This is a genomic window from Hymenobacter daeguensis (assembly GCF_054780555.1).
The window spans coordinates 1-23,831 of the sequence record NZ_BAAGWC010000039.1 but is presented as its reverse complement, the minus strand read 5'-3'; the positions used below and the strand labels follow the sequence as shown (position 1 = coordinate 23,831).

The 23,831-nt window shown below is 53.5% G+C and carries 14 protein-coding genes; 10 read left to right on the top strand and 4 right to left on the bottom strand.

Annotation, left to right across the window (positions count from 1 at the left end; genetic code table 11):
• The first annotated feature begins 18 nt into the window (after positions 1-18).
• From ACYVHT_RS22080 to ACYVHT_RS22035, 10 genes are all read left to right on the top strand, one after another.
• Positions 19-1,377: a restriction endonuclease subunit S domain-containing protein gene (locus ACYVHT_RS22080; protein WP_460557342.1), complete on the top strand. Its 1,359-nt coding sequence runs from the start codon at positions 19-21 to the stop codon at positions 1,375-1,377.
• Positions 1,374-4,424: a type I restriction endonuclease subunit R gene (locus tag ACYVHT_RS22075; protein ID WP_460557340.1), complete on the top strand. Its 3,051-nt coding sequence runs from the start codon at positions 1,374-1,376 to the stop codon at positions 4,422-4,424. The genes ACYVHT_RS22080 and ACYVHT_RS22075 overlap by 4 nt, the downstream gene beginning before the upstream one ends.
• A 79-nt stretch (positions 4,425-4,503) precedes the next feature.
• Positions 4,504-4,905 carry a hypothetical protein gene (locus ACYVHT_RS22070; protein WP_460557338.1) on the top strand — a complete coding sequence of 134 codons (402 nt, stop codon included), beginning with the start codon at positions 4,504-4,506 and terminating at the stop codon, positions 4,903-4,905.
• Between the two features lie 10 nt (positions 4,906-4,915).
• Positions 4,916-5,638 carry a type II TA system antitoxin MqsA family protein gene (locus ACYVHT_RS22065; RefSeq protein WP_460557336.1) on the top strand — a complete coding sequence of 241 codons (723 nt, stop codon included), beginning with the start codon at positions 4,916-4,918 and terminating at the stop codon, positions 5,636-5,638.
• Positions 5,628-6,224 (top strand): hypothetical protein, encoded by a 597-nt coding sequence (locus tag ACYVHT_RS22060; RefSeq protein ID WP_460557334.1) that lies wholly within the window; start codon positions 5,628-5,630, stop codon positions 6,222-6,224. The genes ACYVHT_RS22065 and ACYVHT_RS22060 overlap by 11 nt, the downstream gene beginning before the upstream one ends.
• 71 nt (positions 6,225-6,295) lie before the next feature.
• Positions 6,296-6,970: a hypothetical protein gene (locus tag ACYVHT_RS22055; RefSeq protein ID WP_460557332.1), complete on the top strand. Its 675-nt coding sequence runs from the start codon at positions 6,296-6,298 to the stop codon at positions 6,968-6,970.
• 58 nt (positions 6,971-7,028) lie between these two features.
• Positions 7,029-9,683, top strand: coding sequence for a hypothetical protein (locus ACYVHT_RS22050; RefSeq protein WP_460557330.1), 2,655 nt, complete (start codon positions 7,029-7,031; stop codon positions 9,681-9,683).
• Positions 9,684-9,698: 15 nt separating this feature from the next.
• A complete protein-coding gene (locus ACYVHT_RS22045) occupies positions 9,699-13,568 on the top strand; it encodes a hypothetical protein (RefSeq protein ID WP_460557328.1) in 3,870 nt (1,289 codons plus the stop codon).
• A gap of 7 nt (positions 13,569-13,575) precedes the next feature.
• Positions 13,576-15,624 (top strand): hypothetical protein, encoded by a 2,049-nt coding sequence (locus ACYVHT_RS22040; protein WP_460557326.1) that lies wholly within the window; start codon positions 13,576-13,578, stop codon positions 15,622-15,624.
• A 129-nt stretch (positions 15,625-15,753) separates the two neighbouring features.
• The gene (locus ACYVHT_RS22035) at positions 15,754-20,490 is read left to right on the top strand and encodes a protein NO VEIN domain-containing protein (protein WP_460557324.1); all 4,737 of its coding nucleotides are present in this window, start codon (positions 15,754-15,756) and stop codon (positions 20,488-20,490) included.
• Positions 20,491-20,496: 6 nt separating this feature from the next.
• Here the strand turns inward: ACYVHT_RS22035 and dnaB are convergent, their stop codons facing one another.
• From dnaB to ACYVHT_RS22015, 4 genes are all read right to left on the bottom strand, one after another.
• On the bottom strand, positions 20,497-21,900 hold the full coding sequence (dnaB, locus tag ACYVHT_RS22030) for a replicative DNA helicase (RefSeq protein WP_460557322.1): 1,404 nt from the start codon (positions 21,898-21,900) through the stop codon (positions 20,497-20,499).
• A 14-nt stretch (positions 21,901-21,914) separates the two neighbouring features.
• The gene (locus ACYVHT_RS22025; RefSeq protein ID WP_460557320.1) at positions 21,915-22,826 is read right to left on the bottom strand and encodes a hypothetical protein; all 912 of its coding nucleotides are present in this window, start codon (positions 22,824-22,826) and stop codon (positions 21,915-21,917) included.
• A gap of 352 nt (positions 22,827-23,178) precedes the next feature.
• Positions 23,179-23,409, bottom strand: a complete 231-nt coding sequence (locus tag ACYVHT_RS22020; protein WP_460557354.1) for a helix-turn-helix domain-containing protein — start codon at positions 23,407-23,409, stop codon at positions 23,179-23,181.
• 183 nt (positions 23,410-23,592) lie between these two features.
• Positions 23,593-23,727, bottom strand: coding sequence for a hypothetical protein (locus ACYVHT_RS22015; protein ID WP_460557318.1), 135 nt, complete (start codon positions 23,725-23,727; stop codon positions 23,593-23,595).
• Positions 23,728-23,831 lie beyond the last annotated feature (104 nt).

Sequence of the window (23,831 nt, the reverse complement as noted above, 5' to 3'; positions counted from 1 at the left end):
GCAGCGCTTACTAAAAGTATGAACTACCCCGTCTACGTAAAGACAACTAAAACCGGACTTCCCTGGGTACCAGTAGTGCCCGCGCATTGGGAAATAAAACGGCTACGGTTTTTGGCTGAAGGCATTGAGCAAGGCTGGTCGCCACAGTGCAATAACCACCCTGCAGAGGGTGATGAATGGGGCGTATTGAAAGTTGGCTGCGTAAATGGCAACGCATTCAATCCACAAGAAAACAAGCAATTGCCTGCTGAGTTGGAACCGCGCACTGAATACCAAATTCAACTTGGCGATATTCTCATCAGCCGGGCAAATACGCGCGAGTTACTTGGTAGTGCTGGCATTGTAGATAAGTTGACTACAAAGCTTCTGCTTTGTGATAAGCTTTACCGGCTGCGCGTGAACGACACGATTGACAAGCGTTTTCTAGTAAACTACTTGCGCTCAAAAGCGGCACGGGCACATTACGAATGCGAAGCCACTGGCACAAGTGGTTCGATGCAAAACATCGGGCAGGATACCATTGCCAACTTACAAGTGCCGCTGCCCCCACTGGATGAGCAACATGCCATTGTGGCCTTCCTCGACGAGCAAACGGCCCGCCTTGATGCTTTGCTGGCCCGGCAGCATCGTTTGTTGCGTCTGCTGGCAGAGAAGCGAACGGCACTCATAACTCAAGCTGTGACGCAGGGGCTGGATGCCGCCGCCCCGCGCCGGCCCTCGGGCGTGGCTTGGCTGAGCGAAATGCCCGCCCATTGGGAGGTAAAGCGGTTGAAATATATTCTGACGGAGTCACTAAAATACGGTGCCAACGAAGTGGCCGAATTCGAAGACCCTGACCACCCAAGATTTGTAAGAATAACCGATGTGAAGCCTAATGGCAAACTAAAGGATGAAACATTCAAGTCTTTACCGCCAGAAATAGCCGAGCCATACTTACTTAAGGAAGGTGACATCTTATTGGCACGAAGCGGTGCCACAGTTGGCAAGAATTTCAAATATGAAAAGTCCTGGGGCACGGCTGCTTTTGCTGGCTATTTGATACGTGCCCGCCTTGACAAGTCAGTAATGGCCGACTTTGTCTCGCTTTTCCTTTCGTCACATATTTATTGGGAATGGATAAAGAGCATCTTTATTCAAGCTACCATTCAGAATGTTAGCGCTGAAAAGTATGCTTATCTACAAATACCTATTCCGCCACTCGCTGAGCAAGCGAAGATTATGGAAAGTATTCGGCCAGTTTTAAAGCGAATCGATAAGACTATTGCCTTGGCCGAAAAAGCAGTAAAACGCTTTCAGGAATACCGCGCAGCACTCATAACCGCCGCAGTAACCGGCCAGATAGACGTGCGCGCCGCCGTAACGGCCGAGGCAGCATGATACACCGGGAAATCAGTTTCGAAACGGCTATCGAGCAAGCTCTCGTGTACGAAGGTGGTAGCTACGAGGCTGGCACCTCCACCTTCGACGCCGAGCGGGGAATGTTTCCGGAGGATGTGCTCGATTTTCTAGCCAAGAGCCAGGTGCCCCGGTGGGAGTATCTAGGCCGGCTGCTGGGTGAAACCCGGGCTACCGTAGTGCTGGATGCTTTGGGCAAGGAGCTTGAAGCGAAGGGGCTGCTGTACGTGCTGCGCCAGGGCTTCAAGTGCTACGGCAAAACCCTGCGGCTGGCTTTTTTCAAGCCCAATACGCAGCTGAACCCGGATGCGCAGAAGCACTACGCCTTCAGCCGCCTGCGCCTGCATCGGCAAGTACATGCCAGCCCTGGCCGGCCAGGCCAGAGCGTGGACGTAGTGCTAGCCCTCAACGGCCTGCCGGTGGCCACCATAGAATTGAAGAACCCGCTGAGCGGGCAGAACTACGAACACGCCCAACAGCAATACCGCACCGACCGCAATCCGCAGGATGCACTGTTTCGGTTTAAGTCGGGGGCCCTGGTTCACTTTGCCCTCGACCCGGACCAGGCGTGGATGACCACCCGGCTGGCCGGACCCGACACGTACTTCCTCCCCTTCAACAAAGGCTACCGTAACGGAGCCGGCAACCCACCGTCGGCAGATGGTGACTACCGCACCGCCTACCTATGGAATGAAGTGCTGCAGCGCGACTCGATGATGGACATCATCGCCCGCTTTGCTCACATTCAAACCACCGAACACCAGGTGCGCGGTGCTGACGAGGTAGTGCGCATCGTGCGGCGGGAAACCCTGATATTTCCGCGCTACCACCAGCTGCAAGCCGTGCGGACCCTGGTAACGGCGGCTCGCGACCAAGGCGCGGGCCGACACTACTTGGTGCAACACTCGGCAGGCTCGGGCAAGAGCAACTCCATTGCCTGGCTTGCTCACCGGCTGGCTAGCCTGCACGATGCGCAGGACGAACGAGTCTTTGACACGGTGGTGGTGATAACCGACCGGCGGGTGCTTGACCGGCAGCTGCAGGATGCCATCTATCAGTTTGAGCACAAGCAGGGCGTGGTGCAGAAGATTGATGAGGACACGCAGCAGCTGGCCAAAGCGCTGGCCGGGGGCGTGCCCGTTATTATCAGCACCATCCAGAAGTTCCCCTACATCGCGCAGGCACTCAATACCCTGGCGAAAAAGGGTCCGGCTGTCCGCATTCAGACGGCGGGGCGGCGCTTTGCCGTGATTGTGGACGAGGCCCACAGCAGCCAGAGCGGCGAGGCCGCGCAGGAGCTGCGCAAGATTCTTAACCAGGACGGCATAGAAGCGGCACTGGCCAGCCAGCTGCTCGACTTGGACGAAGACGAGCTTAGTGAGGAAGCCCGGCAGGCGCTGCTGCGCGACCTGATGCGGCGGCCCCGCCAGCCCAACATCAGCTACTTCGCTTTCACGGCGACGCCCAAGTTTCGGACTCTGGCCGTGTTTGATGAACCGGGCCCTAATGGAAAAGCCCCGTTTCATCACTACTCGATGAAGCAAGCCATTGAGGAAGGCTTCATTCTGGATGTGCTGGCCAACTACACCACGTATCAGACCTACTATGGCCTGGTGAAGCGCACGCAGGATGACCCTGAGCTACCGCGACGGGAAGCAGCGCTGGGCCTGGCCCGTTTCATGAGCCTGCACCCCTACAACATTGCCCAAAAGGTAGAAGTGATAGTGGAGCACTTCAAGCGCTATGTCATTCACCGCATCGGCGGACGGGCCAAGGCCATGGTGGTCACTAGCTCGCGCCTGCACGCCGTGCGCTACAAGCTGGCCTTTGATGCCTACGTGAAGGAGAAGGGCTACACTGATATTCGCTCGCTGGTAGCCTTCTCGGGCACTGTGGAAGACCCTGACTTAGCTGGGACCCGCTACACCGAACCCGGCTTGAATGACGGCCTGAGGGAAAGCGAGCTGCCGGACCGGTTTGCGTCGGATGACTACCAGGTGCTCCTAGTGGCCGATAAGTATCAGACTGGTTTTGACCAGCCTTTGCTGCACACAATGTATGTAGACAAGCGCCTTGCCGGCATCCAGGCTGTGCAGACACTGAGCCGGCTCAACCGCACGGCGCATGGCAAAACGGACACGTTCGTGCTCGACTTTGTGAATGAGCGGGAGGAGATTTTCAATGCCTTCAAGCCTTACTACGAAACGACCGAACGGGGTGATGAGCCCGACCCGCATCAGCTGTATGCCTTGCAGCATCGACTGGAAGAGGCCCGCGTGTGGGAGCCCGAAGAAGTAACGGCCCTGTGCGAAGTATGGTACCGCCGCGGGCCGCTGGAACCCTCCGCACAGGACCACAAGCGCATAAATGCGCTCCTGGACCAGGCAGTAGCGCGGTTTGAAGCCTTGCCACCAGCCGACCAAGTGCTGTTCAAGAGCAACCTCGTTAGCTTCCGCAACCTCTACACCTTTCTGGCTCAGATTATCCCCTATCAGGACTCGGGTCTGGAGAAGCTGCACGTGTATGCCCGTTTTTTGCTCACGAAGCTGCCGCGCCGTGACGGCGACCCGCGCTACCGCGCCGATGACGACGTAGCGCTAAAATACTACCGCCTCGAAAAGGTGAGCGAAGGCAGCATTCCGCTGGGGGTAGGCGAACCAACTCCCCTCTACGGACCAGGCGCGGTAGGCACCGCCGAGCGACGAGAGCAGGTGGTGAACCTTTCGGAGCTGATTGACCGACTCAATGAGCGGTTCGGAACTGAGTTTACGCTGGCTGACCAACTGTTTTTCGAGCAAGTGGCCGAAACAGCAGTAGCCAGCAGCCGCCTGCGTGAAGTAGCTCAGGCTAATAACCTGCCTGATTTCACGCAAGTGGTGGAAAAAATGCTCGAATCCCTCTTTCTGGAGCGCATGGAGGGTAACGAGGAAGTGTTTAGCCGGGTACTGGGCAGCGGAAAGCTGCGCGGCGTGGCAGTGAAATACATTGCTGCTGAGGTATATAGAAAGCTGCGAGCAGGGGCTAGCTAGGCTTTATTAGTATCGTATCAGAATACTTCGTAAAAATTTTTGCAACTTTTTAGTTGCATTATCTGTAATTATCGTAGCTTTGACACCACCAACTACTCAGCCTCCCACTAAGCCCACATTTGAGGATGTTCGAGCTTTCCTGCAGCAACTGCATGCTAAAATCGGTTCGTATGGTATTGTGTTCAAGGTGGACCCGAAGGGCAAAAACCTGCAAGCACTTGTAAAGCTGAAAGAACTCGGCATTCGCCCGATTGACCGCCGTGACTACGTTTTACGGCTTACTCCCTACGACTATTGCCAAGGGCCATTCAAAGAGCTAGACAATCCCCCGCCAGGGCAAGGCGACTTATGGGTATTCAGCCAGTTTATAGGTAAGCACGAATACTATATCAAGGTGCAAATAGGGGCATTCGCAGCCAGTTCTGTTTGCGTATCATTCCATGAAGCTGAACGGCCGTTACGGCGCGTATTCACAGTTTAAATACTTGACAATGGCTAACTTAATCAGCCCCTTCACCGGTGGACCGGTAGAAGAGATTTATAAAACAGGCCCGTTTGAAATGCGGGGCCAGACTTTACAGGTAACATTTCCCGTTTATCGCTGTGTCCAGTCGGAGCAAGAGTTCACGACGGATGAGCAAGACGAAGCCTTTTTGGCTAGGCTGGAGCAAAAGTGGCGTGAGCATAACCACGTGCCTTCTGCGGCACAGCTTACCGCACGCCGGGAGACGCTGGGCCTGAGTGCCCGTGAGGCCTCCCGCCTGCTGGGCTTTGGCGTTAATCAGTTTCGGCAGTACGAGAGCGGTGAATTACCCTCGGAATCTAACACGCTGCTGCTACGGCTGTTTTGCGATGAGCGGGTGCTAAACAGTCTGCTGCAGGCTCGTCTGGCTGCTTTGCCGAGCAAAACGGTTCGCAAGCTACAAGAAGCCACTCACGTATCGGCATTGGGGCATGAGATAACAACAATACATCATTGGCCGAGGCATGCTGCTGCCATTTCGACGATGTATCCGCCCGCAGTAGGGCGAGTGGTTTCAGGTAGCCCCAAACGTCAGGCCGCTAAGCGACCCGCCATTGCCGATGACTGGGCCATGCCAGGGCCAGATTTGGTGCAGCCTACCGCTCGGTCTGGGTGGCAGGCTGCGGCAGCCATTTATGCCAAGACGCCCCGTACTGAAAAATCAACTCCCTACCTCCCGGTTGTCTCCTAAACGCTCTTCCATGCCAGCTCCTGCTGCTCCTTTGCTTTCATTTGACCTGAGCCGGTTTCGCATGGCTGAGGCAGGTTTTATTCAATGCTTAATTGATAATGGCGCAGCTGACGGTGGTACGGCCACAGCTTCCCATGGCTTAACCCGCGTGCTGCTCGAGCCTGGCTTTGAGATGGAAGCCAAGCGCATTTACTATACCCTTTCCCTGGCGGCCGCTGGGTACGATGAAGCGGGAGCCCCTAGCGGAGCTACCGGCCAGTTCCAGCTGCGCTTTGTGTTTGAAGTTGAGAACTTAGAGCAATACTCCACGACGTCAGAAGAGTTTGAAGGTTTTTTTCCAATACGTGACTTGATGATAATGCTGGGCGGAGTGGCCTATTCTACTGCCCGCGGACTAGTGCTCGGCAAAACTGCAGGGACACCACTAGCCGGGTTTGCTTTGCCCCTACGTAGCCCCCAAGAACTGTTTCAACAATCATTGCAGGAGTTGGAGGCTAGAGATGAACCGGCGGCACCTAAAAAACGCGCGTCTGCATCAAGCAAGCCTAAACGAGTAACCACGAAACGTAAACCAGCTAAGGATTAACAATCCATGCTGGACTGGTTACAATATGATGTGCTATCTATAATCTTCCCTTTTTTCTGTCTACCCGGCCTATGAAAGTAATTTCTACTGAGTTTCACAACGGGCATTTCTGGCACCGCGACCAAGTTACAGGGGTTGCCAAACGGCTCGTGTTTCATAATGGTAGTGAGGTGGTCGTTACTGTTAACAGTGACCAAGACCTTTATCCTGAAGACCCTCAAAACATCCCATGTGCTGAGTTGGAGAACCCAAGTCAAGCAGATGAGGAGCGAGCTGCCTATTTCGCCGCTCTAACAAAAAAGGCAGAGGAAAAAAAGGGACAGTATTTTGAGGCACTCCGCATTATGAAACGGGGTGAAGTGCTATTTTTTCAAATCTCGGCGGGGACCGTGCACACCAATGGTCGCAAGAAGCGCATTGTGTCGTGGTTTGAGGTAGAGTTGCTGGAAGACCTGTACCTGACACGTAAAACGCGCACCGGGGCCGGTACGGTGGCCGACTGCAAGTGCGTGGTGCGTCGCGAGTTGGACCAACGGTTGACATTCTTCGAGCCAGTGTATGCGTACTCGCTCAACGATGCGTACTCCAAAACCTATGTACTGTATTTCAACATCTTTGGCAAGGGTACGACCAATGTCTACACCCATTTCTACTTAGGAAGCCAAGAGGCAGGACCAAGCGAGGAGCCACTCGAAAAGCTCCGTAAGTTTAAAAAACAGGAAGCAGCCAGAGCTGATTCGGCATAAGGTGCTTAATGCCATTTAAGCATCATCTGTTTTTATAAACTGAGCGAGTCCTTGCCTCATGCACGAAGAATTAGCAGCGCAACTGTCGGCGTATGTCGACGAGCTATGCGCACTGTTTGCCCGAGAACTGGAAGAGTGGTACGAGTTGCGGAGCATGAACTTGTCGCGGTTGGGACTGGCAACCCTTTATCTGCTGCACAAAGCACTGGATGCCAATGAGGGCAAAACCGTGGATGAGCGAGTTGACTACCTACTCGTGCTACCAGACCGGTTATTGGATGAGTTGGCTTTGGATGGCGCGCTGCTCGGAGCCATGCTATTGAAGTATCGGGCCAATTACATAGCGGCTTCCCAGGCACCCACTCGCTATGCCGTTGGAGATGTTATGTTACGGCTAAAGAATGATGGTGAAAGTGAACTCCGCGAAGTACACGAAGTAGATGCTACTACGGGTCAAATAGTTAAAACCTTTGACCCAGAGAAGCGCCGGGGGCGCAATGCTGCCACCACTTTTTACGGTGGCAACGTGCGCAATGGTGTACGTCTCCTTTCGCGTCAGGAATGCAAGCACCTGGGGCTGGATGGCGTGTACACGCACAAGCAGACCCGACTAGGCTTGGCTGGCAACTTCCGGTTTATCCGCGATACACTTAGAATTCAGGATTGGGTATCGGCATTTCCACATCGGTTAGGGGTACTGTGCGACGGGCGGCTGACCGAGCGCCTGCATGCCACCGCACCCATGCCGCTTCGCCGCTGGTCGAGCCAGGGTAATCCGACGCTGCAGCTGCCGGTGCCGCCGATGGTAGAAGCGGCCAGCAGCTACGAGCGGTTGAAAACACAAGTGTTCAACATGCACGGAGTGCCGGGCGGTGGGCCAGTGGAGGAATTGCTCATTATGGGCCATGAGCGGTACTGTGACGAAAATGGCTTATTTGATGCCATTCGGATGGGCCGAAACTGGGGCTATTACCAAAACTTGCTGCTGGTTGGTTCACGGCCGCCGCGGGTGGCTCATCCATTTCGGGTATGGGAGTGGACTCCTGAAGAAATGGCTCTGTTGCAAGGGCAGCCGGTGCGCTATCCAGAACTACACGAAGTTTACAACGACTCGTTGCACCAGGCTACTGTAGCGCTACAAGATGCTGTCGAGCTTGTGGAGATTGAATACGGAGTAAATCAACGGGCGCTATTGCATGTGCTTCCGCTGCTGTGGCTGCTAACATTGCCTCCGATGGGTACCAAAGGAAGTGAGATTGAGCGGCAAACTGCTGCGCTACTTCTTTGGGCTCAGACGCTATTGGAAGACGATGGGCCTTACCGTGATGCGTTGCTAACCTTAAGGCCCGCCGAAATGGTAAGCACCCGGCAATTGCTTAAAAAGTGCTTGGCTGAAGTGGCAGACTGCTTGCATCACGCTAATGCTAAGTACGCTGCGCTACGCGAGTTGGCTTTAGCACATAATGGGCGGGTAGTATTAGTGGTAGCGAGCCGCGAAGTTGAAAGCACTGCAGCTGCGCTCAAAGCGGATTGGCCGACTCGCAAAGCACCGCTGGTAGTAAGCGGCAAAGAACTGCGCGAGAAGCTGAGTGACGAGAAACTGAACCAAGCTACTACCCTATGGATACTGCCAGCGCTACGGATAGGCAAGCAGGGCGAAGATGAATTGATGATGTACCGACGCGCGTTGCGTGCACGTGGGCGGGTAATTGTCTTGGCTTACTCGGGCCTAGAAGCTGCTCGCTATGCACAAGTAGAATTGTACCATCGCCGTCGGGTTGCCACTGCACTACACCATCCCGACCGTCCTCATTTCGGAGTACACATTAAGCTTCTAGAACTGGTTGAGTCAGCACAGATAGTGACGGCAACGCCAGCTGCGGACACTACTATAGGGCCAGATTCTGCAGCTGCAGCGGCAATTTATTCTGTTCTAGATGAATTATTTGGCAAGTTGAACATTGAAGAAGCTCAACGCACAAACCTAAATACTTCACTAAACAGCAAACAGAGACGGCTGACCGATGAAGAACCAGGAGTCGCAGATGAGCGGCTACAACTGCGACTCATATTCACCGACAACACCGAAATGCGCTTGGCGCCTAGCACTCGAGTCTTGACTCAAGATGTAGACGGAGACTGGCTCCTGCGGCGGCCAGGCGAATTGCTGTCAGGTGACCGAGTGATAATAGTCGAAACCGACCCGGCCCAAGTGCGCCGCTACTTATCCCAACGGTTTCCCGCCGAGGCCCAAGCTGTGCAGGAAGCATGGGGATGGTGGCGGAATGCCTTGCGAATGCTGCTGGCCAAGCACTACTATGGAAGCTGGGAACGGCTCTACTACGTGTTGACAAAAAAGGGACTAGCAGTGAAGTTTGTTCGATTTGAGCAGTGGCTTACCGACGAGAATTTTCGTTTTCCGCGCCTCTGGCAAAACTTAATGGCTTTGTATGACCTGGCGGAAGAAAAGCTCGGGGCCAGTAACCCTTTACGTGGTCGTATGGATGCCGTGTACCAAGCACGGCGGTTTCACAACCGGGAGGTGGCCCGAGTCAATCGCCAAGTCAGCGGGCCGCTTTTGGGGGCTCACTTAAGCGGTGACGATAGCCAGTGCCGTGCCCACCTGGGCGAAGACCTATACCTACTACTCCGCGATAATTCTGCCATTCGAGAACGGACGTTGCTTGAAGTAAGGCCCGTGTTCCACCACTAGCACTCATCTTGTTTTATGCCCAATACAGCTACTACTGTTCCAGCACTGCTTAAGGACAGCGAAGCACGCGATTCGTTCCGCGACTTTTTATCCCAGACCCTTATTGGCCCTGGTACCGACCTATTAGCGGGTACTGACCCAACACGGGAGCAATTGGCAGACCTGCCTCTACGACGCTATTATTCGGGCGTACTTTTTCCAAGGCCAACTGCAACCACTACCAGCCAGATGGATGGTGTGGATACACAGGATGAAGACGGCAATGAAGACGAGGCCGATGAGAATGACCAGAAGGTCGACGACCAACTAGCGAATGAAGAGACAGCCGATGGTGAGGAGCCAGAAGAAAAGCCCGAAGAGCTAACCGACAACTCGAGCACCACACAAGAGCAACGTAGCTGGACTCAAAACGCAGTAGAATACCCGGCGGCTAATCAGTTTTTCCCTGATAATATGGGTCTGACGTGTTGTGTGGCTGCGGAAGTACATGAACTAACAGTCGAACTGGAACTGGGTGTATACATCATGCTCGACCCAACCAATACGGTGGGTGCTGAACAGTTCAGAGTTCCATTTCCAGGCGGCCGAAATGTACTTGATGACCTGTTTGCCGCGGATGGCTTTCCTGACAGCTTGCGTGAGCTGGTGGCTTACGATGAGGAACATCATTACCTCACTTTGACTCGGCCGGTAAGTGGACAGCGAGGAGCTGGCCGCACCGGCGACTATGCTGACCTTGAAACTTTCAAACGAGCTCGGCGAGAAAATCGAAAGCTGGTAGCGCTACCACAATTTGAGCGGCTTTTCTACCCGCGCTGGCAACGGCATCAAGTACAGCTAAGCAAAACACTGGTTTTGGCTGATGCCGTGCGAGAGCCTATGCCGCTCGGAGCAGCAGATGGATTTCCGGGCCATGCTACTGCGCAATTGCATACAAAAGTGCTACCACGAGGAGCATGCAACTATGTGAAGGTGCTGCTTGCTAACACAAGTTATTTCGAGGGTGAAAAATTGATGGCTTCGAGCCAGCCTCTCAACGAAATCTGCTTTTTCCAAACAACCCTGCGCTTAAGAGTGCCAGTCGGGACAACCCTCTTATCTCACCAGCCGATTAGCGAGCAAGCTTTTGACGAAGAAGCGCGCACACTTCGCTACCTGTACCGTGACGTACATTCTTACGGCCAAGGGCATAGCTGCGCGGTGCAGTGGGAGAGCATTGACAAGGGTGTGACGCCACTAGCACGGCCAACGTGGCTAGCTACTACCTGGCTGCCTCAAGTAACGGTGCCGGGCATGAGTAATGACCTGCGTGACCGTAACGAATTGACGGACGCCGTTAAGCGAGCTATGGCTCGGACCTGCGAGTTGAAACGGCTATCAATTTGGAGCGAGTTGACAGCCGAAGAAACCGTTGCCGAGTTGTTGGATTTCGCTGGTCAGTACAAGATATGGCTGGATGCTCAGGCTACGGAAGCGCATGAAGAAGAGAAGCGACGAGACGCAACCTCGATGTCGTTTGCCAATGTGTTGGAGCCAATTATCCAGAAACAGCAGGACACCTATGACCGGCTAGTGCGCAACATTGAGCTGCTCAATGAGCCGGAAGCCATGAGCTGCTTCCAACTAGCCAATACCGCCATGCTCATGCAGATGGTGGTATCGGATGACCCAACGTGGGGCAATACCGAAAAAGAGCCTAATGTGCCCCTGCCGGACGGCGCACCGGTTAACCTATACCGGGAGTTGGATTCGTTTGAGAACCATCCCGGCCGGCGCAGTGGAGATGGCCACGCACCTTTTCAGTATCGCCCTTTTCAGCTAGCCTTTTTACTGCTGAATCTGGAAGCAATTGTGGACCCTACCTGTGCCAACCGGCGGGAAGTAGTAGACCTTTTGTGGTTTCCAACGGGAGGTGGCAAGACTGAAGCTTACCTAGCTTTAGCGGCATTTACTATAGCATGGCGACGGCGTTTGAACCCGGCCCAAAGCGGTGGCACTTCGGTGCTCATGCGTTACACATTGAGGCTACTTGCCTCACAGCAGTTTGAACGAGCAGCGCGCCTTATTTGCGCCTTAGACATGCTCCGTCTAAAGCTACCCCAAGCACGGCTTGGGAATGAGCGAATTTCTATTGGGCTTTGGGTGGGCGGGAGTAGCACCCCCAACCGATTGGAACCAGGCCCCGACAGCGCCATGAGTTGCCAGAATGAAATGAACCAAGCGCTGGCAAACAACCGGAATCCTCCCACTACTCGATTAGCAGGTGCTAGAGATAAGAATCGGTTTGCTTTATCGGCGTGCCCATGGTGCGGTTCGCGCTTATTTGGCATGCACAATGCAACTGGGCGACCTGTGCACGGCTTTGAAGTAACAGGGGGCAACAATGGGCGCTTTGCTGTGCGCTGCCTCGATGAGCGGTGCTTCTTTCGCGGTAACCCTATGCTGCCCATTGATGTAGTGGATGATTCACTGTATCGCAATCCCCCTACCCTACTTTTTGCTACTGTAGACAAATTTGCACAGCTGGCACACCGGGAAGAAGGGTACCGGTTTTTTGGTCTAAACCAGAATGGACGCACCCCACAACGACCACCTGACCTCATCATTCAGGACGAACTCCACTTGCTGAGTGGCCCACTGGGCTCAGTGGTTGGCTTGTTTGAGGCGGCAGTGGAGTTGCTGGCTACCCGAGATGGAATAGCCCCCAAGATTGTAGCTTCGACCGCAACTACCCGCAACACAGAGCAGCAAATTGCCGCTTTGTACGGAGGCAGGCAGGTTGCGGTGTTCCCTCCAACGGGAATAAGATACGATGACAGTTTCTTCGCAAAGGTTACGGCGGGCCGGCGAGTCCATATTGGCTTCATGCCTACAGGCAAGACCGGAGCCGATACACAGGTACGTGTACAAACCGGCTTATTGGCACAACGAGCATTGTTGTTGCGACAGTTAGCGCAACAACCGGGCTGGTCCAAACTGTTGGATAACTATTGGACGCTGGTTGTTTATTTCAACAATCTTAAGGACCTAGGCAAGAGCTATAATCAGGTCGGCGCTGAGGTTGCCGATTACCTACGCCTACTGCATGCGCGCTACGGGCTGGATTCTCAGCAGTATCGTTTTGCTTACCAAGGCTTGTTACAACGTACTAGGGAACTAACAAGCCGCATCGATAGCGCTCGGATTAAAGATGCACTCAAAGCGGTTGAGGTTTCATTTCCAGAAATAAAACCGCAGTACGACCCCGAAACTCGCCAATTAACTCCGCGTTTAGAGACCGTGGACTTGGTTCTGGCCAGCAACATGCTATCAGTCGGCATCGACGTCGAGCGCTTCAACCTAATGTTAATGGTGGGCCAACCGAAGGTGGTTGCCGAATATATCCAGGCATCGAGCCGGGTAGCGCGTAAAGTGGCTGGGCTGGTAGTGAATCTACTCAATCCCAACCGGGCAAGAGAAAAGTCTTACTTCGAGAACTACGTAGCGTTCAACCAAGCCTATTACCGCTACGTGGAGCCCTTGAGTGTAACGCCGTACACCGACGTAACCTTGGATAAGGCCCTAAGCACCTTACTGGTGGCTTACGTGCGACAACGTGCTGGGGGCATCCCTGGCAAAGCACAGGCTGGACAGTTCACGCCCGCTCAGGCCGATGGTCTCCGAGATTTCCTTAGCCAGCGCATAACTGAGCCTGAACAGCGAGCCCACGCACAGCAACAGCTGGATAGCCTGGTGTTAGACTGGCAGCAGCAAGCTGCCCAAAACGCTGCTATGACGTATCGCGACGGCCTTATCAAACCGGTGGATTCTGATTCACCATGGGCGTTGATGACTTCCATGCGAGAAATAGATACCACTACCATCATTCAAATGAATCCTGCCTAGCCCTTTTATGCAAGGACCAAGACCACCCCGGCGCCGCTACGAGCAGCAGCCCACCCGCAAAGTAGTGACCGGTGCGGCCGCACCTGGTGCCCTTGTTGAAACTACAGATGGCGCACTGCTTGTGCAGCCTTTTGAGCATTGGCCTTATTATACCCAAGAGCAACATTTACTGGTTGACAATGAGATACTGGATGCTCGTTTCAAGCAGCGGTTGCAACTTCATTATTCACGACTGGAACGCCTCGTTCGTGTGCCGAGCAACGAATTACGGCGCGGCTACCAATTGGCTAATAATGATGGAGTACTTCTAGGAAAATACTTTCCTGAATGGGCCTATTGCCCCATCAGCAACCGATTTCAGAAGGTTGCTGATTGGCGTGCAGCATGGACATCCAATGGTAGAGAGGCTAATCAGTTTAATCCACCCAAAAGCTTGGTACCGCGGACTCGCCAACCAGGCAGCCCGGTACGAATGCAGCGCTTGGAACAAGTACGTTTTGTGCTTGTATCACCAGCAGGCGAAGTTGCTGATATACCCTGGGACCGATGGTTGCTAGCTCGTCAACCAGGACGGGTCAGGGTGCAGGAGCGCCATGGAGAGTTGCAGGCTACTATGCTTGACTTTGAAGCAGCACAACCCGCTGGCTTTAGCTTTATTGAATATAGTGTATTTGACCGATTGGGTGACCTGAGTGGCATTTTCTTAACTGCTAAAAATCAGCAGGGTCAACCTCTACAAGATGCCAACGGTCAGCAAATTCGCACAAGCCTGAATGGGCTTTATAGTCTGCGTGTCCGCCGTTCCGATTTGGTACAATATGGTTTACTCCCTTTTCAGAACGGCACGAGAGGCCAATCCCGGCCAGGCGACGAGCATATTTTGTTTCGGCCAGTTATTCGGAGCAGTAATAGTATCTATTACGCTAACAAGCTGGAAAGTCTTTATATACCGACAAGACTAACTCAACGAAGCACCGAGCTAATTGATTTGATACGCACTAGTCATGAGGAAGGTGATACGGCGGAAAGAATCAGCAGGGATATTAAACGGCATCAAAGCATTGAAATTAGTGTAGCTTATATTACTGCCCTCATTGATGCGGATTTCGAGCTTACGGATGAAGTACTTGATGCAAGCGAGTTATTATATCGGCAAGCGGAGTACGACTATTTAACCCGGGATGAGCTAGGCGAACATCGAAATGCAACCACCGGTCGACCCGAGTTGGTGTTTACAGCAGTACCTGGCTTACAGCTGCCAGGATTAGCAAGGATATATCACCTCGACCAGTTGAAAATGGTAAGTGTGCAACCTTCCTATAGCCGCTTGGACCCATTGCCCTCCGAACAGGCCCTCCAGCCTGACGTGTATTCACCGACAAGCCCTAATCAACCGGTTAATGAGCGAGAGGGCAGCGCTATTCGAAAACACTACATCAGCATATACGGCAATCAAGCCAGGTTTTTGCCTGCATACGAGAGCTATGGCGAAGGAATATTTTTACAATTTGACCGAGACGAGCTGCAAAAGTGGGAGGATGAACACAACGAAGTGCGTGAGCAAGCTCGGCTGATACAGGCCAATTATCTCCAGTCATGGCAACGACAGGCAGGGCGTGTCATAACTGCGTCGGAAGTGATGATACACACCTTCTCTCATTTGCTACTTAAAGAACTCGAGTTTCAGTGCGGCTATCCGGTCACTTCATTGCGCGAGCGACTCTATTGTGGTGACGGTATGGCTGGGGTACTCCTCTTCACGGTGGCCGGCGCAGAGGGCAGCTACGGAGGATTGGTAAGCCTTTCGAAGGATGGCAGGTTCGAAGAAATCATCCGCACCGCATTAATGCGCGCTACGGACTGCTCATCTGACCCGGTGTGCTGGCATCCTGGTGAACAAGGGCAGGGAGTGGGCGGCTTGAACATGGCAGCCTGTTCGTCATGCTCATTGGTACCTGAAACCTCGTGCGAGGAATTTAACTCCTTTCTGGATAGACGGTTAGTAATAGACCCTAAGTTTGGCTATTTCCGCAAGTTGGTTGCTGCTGGATTATGAGTCAACTCATCGCCAAATAAAAAATACGCTGTTAAGGTCTAAACTGGACGTTGCAGCCTGTGCTGCTCGGTCGTAATGCCGCAGCCCACATTTACATACAAATGTCCCCGCAGTCGGATACAAAGTAATATGAACAAGACTATTAATTCTGCTACCGAATTAAAAAGAATCGTTGAGGTGCTTCATCAGGGGGGACTAAATATGACTCCAGAGGGCATGGCCTATGCAGCCAAAACCGAGGAATATATCCAGCAGTCTTACGAAGGCCGGAGCCTGTTCGAGCTAATTCAAAATGCTCGAGACGCGAACCAACTAGCTGGGAAGGCGGGCGCGGTCTGGTTTGAATTAAAGGAAACGGTGCTGACCGTCGCCAATACTGGCTTACCGTTTTCCGAAGCTGGTATCGTTGCTGTGTCGCGGGTTGGCGAAAGCACCAAGCACAGTGCTGAAACAATTGGATTTAAGGGCATTGGATTCAAATCGGTTCGACAGCTTACCGACCGGCCACGGGTGGTAACACAACATGGCACTTTTTACTTTGATGAGAGCGAAACACGTAGGTCATATGCCAATAGCATAGGCAAGGGCTGTCCACTCTTCTTGCTACCTTATTACTCGAAAGCCAAACTGAGTAAGGTGGACTTGGCGCAAGGTATCGTTACGCGAGTAGAGCTGCCCTTGCGCGACGAAACTGCCACTCAATGGGTACACCGCAATTTCACGGAGCTGAAAATTGAGCAGCTCTTGCTCCTTGACTGGCTAACTGATGTGAGTTTTACAACTACCCAAGGCCACAACCGGCGCTACCACTTACACAAAGACCGCAATGGCCGGAGCTTGACAACCAAGGTCGACGACCAGCCAGAGAAGCATTTCCGGTTGTATACTCCTAGAAAACCGGTGAGTATTCCTTTCGAGGTAATGGCCGGACTTGGTGAGAAGGAAAAAGCGTTGGTATCAGCCATGGAGCAGGTTGATATCCGGATAGTTTTAGGAGCCAATACCGACGGCAGCTACCGGCCTATACCAGACGCAGCACTTTACCTCTTTTACCCGCTCGGGCTGAAAACAGGCTTTTCCTTTATTATCCACAGTTATTTTCTGGTTAGTCCTTCACGCACAGAGTTGCGGGCAGATGCCAAGTTGAACACGTTTTTGCTAGAAGAAATAGGAAGGTATATCGGCGGCGAGCTATTGCAACGGCTAAAGAAAGTTGGGTGGGATACAAATGAAGTATTGTGCTATAACCGTGAGGAAGAAAAGTTGCGGGTGCTGCACAACAGCGTCAGAGACACTCTCCGAAGCCAGTCGTTTATCTACTGCGAGGGCGAATATCTGCAAGCAGCTGATGTGATGACAATAAGCGCAAGTTTAGCTGACCGTCTCCTGTTGCAACAGTTTGATGGGAAAAGGCTGGTTGTAGCGTCAGAAAAAGTCCGTGACTGGCTTAGCAGTGAATTTGGAGTACGCGAATTGAATCGCAAGAATTTAGAAGCAGAACTTGAAAAGGAATGTGAGCGCCGTAGACAGACAAAGGACTGGCCTTTCTTCGACCAATTCTACCGCTACCTGAGCGCTAAGGATGCTCCCGATATGTCAGACCGGGCGGTGCTGCTCACGCAACATCAGCTGCTGGTATGTGGCAAAAAAGTAAACATCTTTTACATTGCCCGAAGCCAACGTAAAACGTTGGACTTGCCTATTGAGCTGGCTGACGCGGTGCAGATGCTCCATAAACGCTTCTCATTTCCCAATGAAGGATTGCGTCTTTTTCAGGGGCGCACCGGTTTGCGTGATTTCGAGCGTGCTTCATTGGCAAGTGCACTGCTGGAGCGGATGGGGCCACAGAAACCGCTGAACTGGGAATTACTTGGCGTGCTGTACAGCATGCGAGACGAAGTCAGCGCCGAAGATTTTCAGAGTGAGGGCGTTGTACCTACGTCTGATGGGCAGTGGGTAAATCCGATTCACACTCCAGTGTATTTAGCCAGCAAGGAGTTGCGGGCACTATATTCTAAACGTGGAAAGTACCTAGAAAAAACTGTTTTCGAGCGACTTAAAATCGGAGCCAATGAAAAGCAGGAATTCATGCAGTGGGCCGGAATATGGCGGCGACCAGGCATGTACGTACAGCGGAATGAGCGGACGTTACATCCGAATGATTCCCGCCATGCGCGAATTGGTTGGAACCAACAGTTAAGTCGCCGAAATATTGAGCTGCGAAGGGAGCGAACAATTGATGAGCCTGAAAACCTTACTTCTTGGTTTGCCACACAAATATTACATAATTGGGGTTCGTACCGGTATTTTCTTCAAAAAGATATTGACGGGAAAAATCCAGAGTATTACCAGAACAACAGCTATTACCAGTCAATTCAGTACGATAGCAGGGTGACTCTGAGCGGAGCTGCGGAATGGCTGCGCAAGAAATCTTGGTTGAGAACACAACTGGACGAAGTAGAAGGTACATTCAGCAGTATAGAGGAAGTCGTTTTCGTTGGTGACCAAGACCATACCAACGCTCTAGACCGGGCCGTCGTGCAGTATTTACCGGTTGTGGCGGTTCCTTCAATGCAGTTAAACCAATTGGCACTGGACTTGGGCGCGGTAACTTGGCCAAGTACGTCGGGCAGTCAGTTCGTGCCTTTGTTGAAGCTATTTTATGCACACAACGAAGCACGGCTAGCTACTTTGAAGGCTAATGAAGCTGAGAAGCTAAAACGAGCCTATAATCATGTACTTACCAGACTTTACGAAGCAACTCTTGGGCGCGGCGAAGCAGTACCGGATGGGCTTGAGAGTGTACATTTTCTAGCAATTAATGGGCTCACCGGTGAATTAAGTTGGTGCGAAGGCAAAGAAGTCAATTATATTGACGACACGGCTCTTTACGAGCAGTTGCCTCCCGAATGGCAAGCCGTACTTCAACCTCAATTTACCAGAGTAGAAAGCAATCAGTTTGGCAAAATTGCCCAACAAGTAGGGAAACGTCTGACGGAAGCATTGAACCGTAGGGTGGTGTTTGGTGAGTTGCAACGCGAGTTCACACTTGCCAAGCTAATGGGCCATAACTTGGTTGGACTCCTTGCCCTGATGGAGCAAAAGATGGACGAGGCGCTGACTGACCAAGAAGTCGTCAAACTCACCGACATTAAGGTCCATGAAGTAGAAAGTCTGGAGCGGGTTTTATGGTGGGACAACGATGAACAGAACGAACATCATTTAACGCTCACGCACTTTGTTGGCGAGCCAGAGGATGGCGAAGCCGTGCTGTGGGTAACGACAAATTTTGGGAAGCGGCCAGCAGCAGATATTGCTTCGGCACTGGTGCAGATAGCGCAAGAAAGGCTCGACAAAACCGAAGTTAACTGGGTGCATGTACAAGCAACTCTTGAGGACTACCTGGATTTGTCGCATACAACGGAATTCTTAAAACGGCACCACGTGGGCAGAGAGCGGATGCTTGAGCTGGAGCAATTTCTCCAAACTGCTGGTAGTAGCCTAATAGCATTCTGGCGAGCCGTAGGCCAAGCAATAGGTTCTCCAATACCAGAGGAGGCAACTACACTAGACGAAGCAACCCTAAATCTTAGCCTTTCTCGTGCTCTACTAGCGCAGCTTGCACCCGAAACCTTTCGTTATAGCAGGCTGTCGGATAGCGGCAACCGAAAGGCATTGCTGGCGCTGCTGAAAGTTTTACGATTGCCATTCAGCACATTACAAAATGTATTGGAGGAGCCCATTATCCTAGAAGAACTGTGGGGTAATGAGTGGAAAAAAATGCTGACTAAGTACCAAGCTGCATTTCAAGCGTGGCAGTATGAGCGGCTATCCGAGCCGCCTATAACGAAGGAAAAACGAAAGCGGCAGCAAGGGTTTTCAAAGCAACTAGAGAAATACAAACTATTACCAGCGCGGCCTTATCCATCCGCATTAACCAATAGCTTAGAAACGCATTTTGAGCGGGTATTGCGTGATAATTTTCATGAGCTAGCTGACATTTCGGTGCTGAAACAACAGGAAGAGAAGCCTGCACAGTGGTACAATGACCTATTTCGGCAAGCGTTGCTAGTCCTTCAGAAACAAGTAACGCAGGAGGAGCACGCATGGCTTGACGACTTTCTGTCTGGAAGCCAGTTGCGTGACCTATTGTATTTCGGGCATACTGAACCAATAATGCAGGCTTATGAGATATGGGCGGCCCCTCAACGCGTTACTTCTACAACAACTGGGAACAATGAAGGAGATACAGACGCAGAGCATCCTGACCCCTACCGCAATCCAGCAGGTATTTTTAGAGGAACAGCCAATATGCGGGCTACAGCACCGGCCGAGGAGTCCTCTCCTGATGAACAGTGGCGGAGTAGCGGCGGCGGGGGTGGTGGAATGAGCGGTGCAGCCAACAATGAAAATAATACTCGCGTTGGGCTACGTGCCGAACAACGCGTATTGAGCATGTTAGCTGAGCAACATGAGCAAGTGCGTTGGCTTTCGTACAATGCAAAGGATGTGGGAGCTAACGACAAATGGTATAACCCGGATGGTGATGACCGGCTAGGCTACGACATTAGTTATCGTGACTCCAAAACAAATGAGGAAGTACGCGTGGAAGTAAAAGGCACCACTGGGGAGGGCGGCCGTTTCTTCATCAGTCAAAAGGAAGTGCAAGAAGCAGGTAAGACGACCAGTCCCTACCGCCTACTGTATGTGACAAACGCAGAAGATGACGACAAAGCCCAAATTCACGACTTGCAAAATCCGTTCAGCAATGGGCTAAAGTCACTGCACGACAATCCTGCCTTTACACCCATGTGGCAGAAGATGCAGATTTCTTTTACCTTATCCACAGATGCGGAGGAGCAATAATTAAGATTAAAGTGTGTTTCCAAAATTCTGATTGGCGGGGCCAAGGTCACTGAATACCCCTCGGCGCATTGAACAAGCGGCAATGACTTCATCGGTGGCACCATTCCGGTGTTTTGCGATGTCGAAGAGGACGGTATCAGCGGTTGCGGTGCCGTCCTCGTACTCGGCGATGTTGTAGTACTCGCCGCGCCAGAGGAAGACGATGCAGTCGGCGTCCTGCTCCAGGCTGCCAGACTCGCGCAGGTCCGAGAGCAGCGGGCGCTTTTCTCCTCCCCTTTTCTCCACGTCGCGGCTGAGCTGGGAGAGGGCGATGACGGGGGCGTTGAGCTCCTTGGCCAGTTCCTTGAGGCCGCGGCTGATGCTGCCCACTTCCTGCTCGCGGTTGCCTTTCGTGTCGCCGCGCATGAGCTGGACGTAGTCGACCAGGACCAGGCGCAGCGGGTACTGTGCGTGCAGGCGAGTGCATTTGGCGCGCAGCTGCTGGACGGTGAGGCCGGGGGTGTCGTCGAGGTGTAGTCGGTGGCCGTGGGTTCGGAGGCGCTTGGCCTGTTGGCGGATGTGGGCCACTTGCTCGAGGCCGCCGGGGAGGTTGCCGCGGCGCAGGTCGGAGTTGGAGTAGCCGGGCACTTCGCTGGCCACTAGGCGCTGCATGAGCTGCAGGATGGGCATTTCGAGGCTGAAAATGGCGGTGTGCTGGCCGTGGTCGAGGGCGGCGGTGCGCGCGAAGTGCAGCATGGCGGCGGTTTTGCCCATCGCCGGGCGGGCGGCCAGGATGATGAGGTCCGAGGGCTGCCAGCCGCCGGTGAGGCCGTCGAGCTGGGTGAGGCCGGTGGGCACGCCGGTGAGGCCGTGCTGGCCTACGGCCTGGGTCATATGGGCGAAGGTGGCTTCCTCGGCCGCGGCGGCGGTTTGGCCGGGGCGGGTTTCGAGGCTGCGGTGCAGGATGGTGAGGTGGGTTTGGGCGTCGCTGAGCAGGGTGAGCGGGTCGCGGGTGTCGTCGTAGCCGTAGGCGGCCATTTCGGTGCCGGCTTTGATGATGACGCGGCGGGCGTGCTGCTCTTGCAAGGCGCGGCAGTGGGTGTCGAGGTGGGCGGCGGAATTGATTTTGCTGGTGAGGCCGGCCACGAAGGACGGGCCGCCGGTGAGGGCCAGCGTGCCGCGGCGGCGCAGCTCCTGGGTGACGGTGAGGATGTCGGCGTGGTCGCCGACCTGCACCAGGTCGCGGATGGCACGGTAGACCTGCTGGTGGGCAGTGCAGTAGAACACGTCCTCGGTGGTGAGGGTGGCCAGCATGTTGCGCTGGGCGTCGGCTTCAAGCAGGGCGGAGCCCAGCACAGCGGCTTCGAGGTCAAGAGCCTGCGGTGGTAGTAGGCTGTAGGTGGGGGCGGAAATGGCGGGGCGTGGGTTCATTCTTGAGGGCTGGGTTAGCTCCAGCGGGCGGGGTCGGTGAGTTTGGGGGCGGTGCGGGCGCGGGCCGGAGCAGGCGACTGGCTGCTGGGGGCTGCACCTTGGAATTGAGCGCGGCGGCGCATCCAACTCCGGAAGGCGGCTTGCCAGTCGGCCATGAGGGTTTTACCGGCGACGCGCCAGCCGTTGCTTTCGTAGTGGTCGAAAAAGGCGCTGGCTTCATTATGGGCGTCGGCGCTTTTGGGGTGCTGGGCGACAGCGTAGGCCTGTACGTTGAGAAGCGTGGGCGGGGCGGCCGGTTTGCGGCCGGTGGACGCTTTACCTGAATTTTCAGGTTGGAGCGCAGGCGGGGCGGCATCAGCCGCTTCCCTCTCTTCTATTGAAGATGTAATTGAAATTGAAGATGAAAATGAAGGGGTTGGAATTTGCTTAACCCGGGTGGTTGGCTTTTGCTTGAGGGTTTGGTTGGATGTTTGGTTAAGCAAACGTGGATTTCCGCCCTTTTTGCCAGCAGCGGTGCGCACTTGGCGCAGGTTCTCGTCTTTGACCATGCGGCGGCAGAACAGCGCGCCATCTGACTCGCGGCGACTCGCCACGCCGTATTCGAGCAGAGTGGTTAGGATTTGGTTGGCAGTTTGGTTATCCAAACCGAGGCGGCGGGCAATGACGGCGTCGGGCATGGGCTGGCCGTTAACGAGGAGCACGCCGCGCTCGTCACTGTCGTGCATCATCAACAGCAGCTCGAACCAAGCCCCGCGCTGGGAGAGGTCAAGAGCTTGGACGCCCTGGTCCTTGTGCCAGTCGCCGGGATAGAATTGGATAGCCGGAAGTTTCGTGCCTGCGGAGAAATGGGTAATAAAGAGATAGTAATTAGTGTTGGGTGAGTTGACAGTAGTTGGTAGACATGACACGCAGGTCGGCTTCTCCACGAGGACACGACCCGAGTGATTTCGAGCAGGCCGTCATAGGAGTAGGCAGTCGAGGTGCAGTTGACTATGAGGCCACTCGTGACCCTGCGCTGACCAATAGGCGTGGTGTCGCTTTGGTAGCGAGCCAGATAGAGGCTGGTGACGTTTTGAAAAGAGCAGGGGATTGACTTCGTCGAGACAGTAGTCAGACGTTTCGTTCAGCCGCTTGGAGCTGTAGAATCCAAGGCCACATCCTCCTTAAAAAGTCACGAATATTAAGCAGCCACGCAAAGCACGGAGCAGCTAGTCTTAACTTGCATCAGATAAAAACTAGCACACCGATGCCACTATAACCATCAGTAATTGAGTGGCCTTACTTTGTGCGTGCTGGCTTCTGGCTCCGCTGGTGCAGAGTAACTGAGGCGAGTACATCAGAGCGTCTAATGAAAGCTCTACCAGCAAGCTTGACATAAGGCAACAAGCCTCGGCGTTTGTATTCGTGTATAGTTGCGACGCTTACCTTGAGCATCTCCGCGGCAGCTTTAATGCTAAGAAGTTCTTCGTTAGCTGAAGTAGCAAGGGGTTCGGGGCGCTGCTGAGACATCTCGTACCGAACTAGTGCTCTCACATCGTCAAGCAACTGCTGGTAAGGGATACCCTGGGTAATTATGACCGTCATGGCTAGGCAACAAGGTGGCATCCGACCTTTATTAAGGCCAGTAAAAAATTGATAGTAAGTGGTTTTATTATCGAGCCAGGGGTAGACTGGCTAATACTTGCGCGGTCATTACAGCGCCGGATTCTTGTGCCATGAGCACAGCGAGTTGTACAATACGGTTACCTGGCTTACCGCACTTAAGTGCTTGGCTAACGGCAGCAGCAGATATGCCCAGCTTCTTTGCAATGGCAGAAACAGCTCCATGAGGTAGGAGTTGTTTAAGGTTGTGATTAGGAAGTGTTAACAGTGATTACTTTGTGGCATGGAGCAAATGTTGACGGACGCGCAGTGGGCGCGGTTGGCGCCGC

What these genes read in the sequence shown, in the direction of transcription:
- ACYVHT_RS22080 (WP_460557342.1), top strand. Translation starts at nt 19, where the DNA reads ATGAACTACCCCGTCTACGTAAAGACAACTAAAACCGGACTTCCCTGG.
- ACYVHT_RS22075 (WP_460557340.1), top strand. Translation starts at nt 1,374, where the DNA reads ATGATACACCGGGAAATCAGTTTCGAAACGGCTATCGAGCAAGCTCTC.
- ACYVHT_RS22065 (WP_460557336.1), top strand. Translation starts at nt 4,916, where the DNA reads ATGGCTAACTTAATCAGCCCCTTCACCGGTGGACCGGTAGAAGAGATT.
- ACYVHT_RS22055 (WP_460557332.1), top strand. Translation starts at nt 6,296, where the DNA reads ATGAAAGTAATTTCTACTGAGTTTCACAACGGGCATTTCTGGCACCGC.
- ACYVHT_RS22050 (WP_460557330.1), top strand. Translation starts at nt 7,029, where the DNA reads ATGCACGAAGAATTAGCAGCGCAACTGTCGGCGTATGTCGACGAGCTA.
- ACYVHT_RS22045 (WP_460557328.1), top strand. Translation starts at nt 9,699, where the DNA reads ATGCCCAATACAGCTACTACTGTTCCAGCACTGCTTAAGGACAGCGAA.
- ACYVHT_RS22040 (WP_460557326.1), top strand. Translation starts at nt 13,576, where the DNA reads ATGCAAGGACCAAGACCACCCCGGCGCCGCTACGAGCAGCAGCCCACC.
- ACYVHT_RS22035 (WP_460557324.1), top strand. Translation starts at nt 15,754, where the DNA reads ATGAACAAGACTATTAATTCTGCTACCGAATTAAAAAGAATCGTTGAG.
- dnaB (WP_460557322.1), bottom strand. Translation starts at nt 21,900, where the DNA reads ATGAACCCACGCCCCGCCATTTCCGCCCCCACCTACAGCCTACTACCA.
- ACYVHT_RS22020 (WP_460557354.1), bottom strand. Translation starts at nt 23,409, where the DNA reads ATGTCTCAGCAGCGCCCCGAACCCCTTGCTACTTCAGCTAACGAAGAA.
- ACYVHT_RS22015 (WP_460557318.1), bottom strand. Translation starts at nt 23,727, where the DNA reads ATGGAGCTGTTTCTGCCATTGCAAAGAAGCTGGGCATATCTGCTGCTG.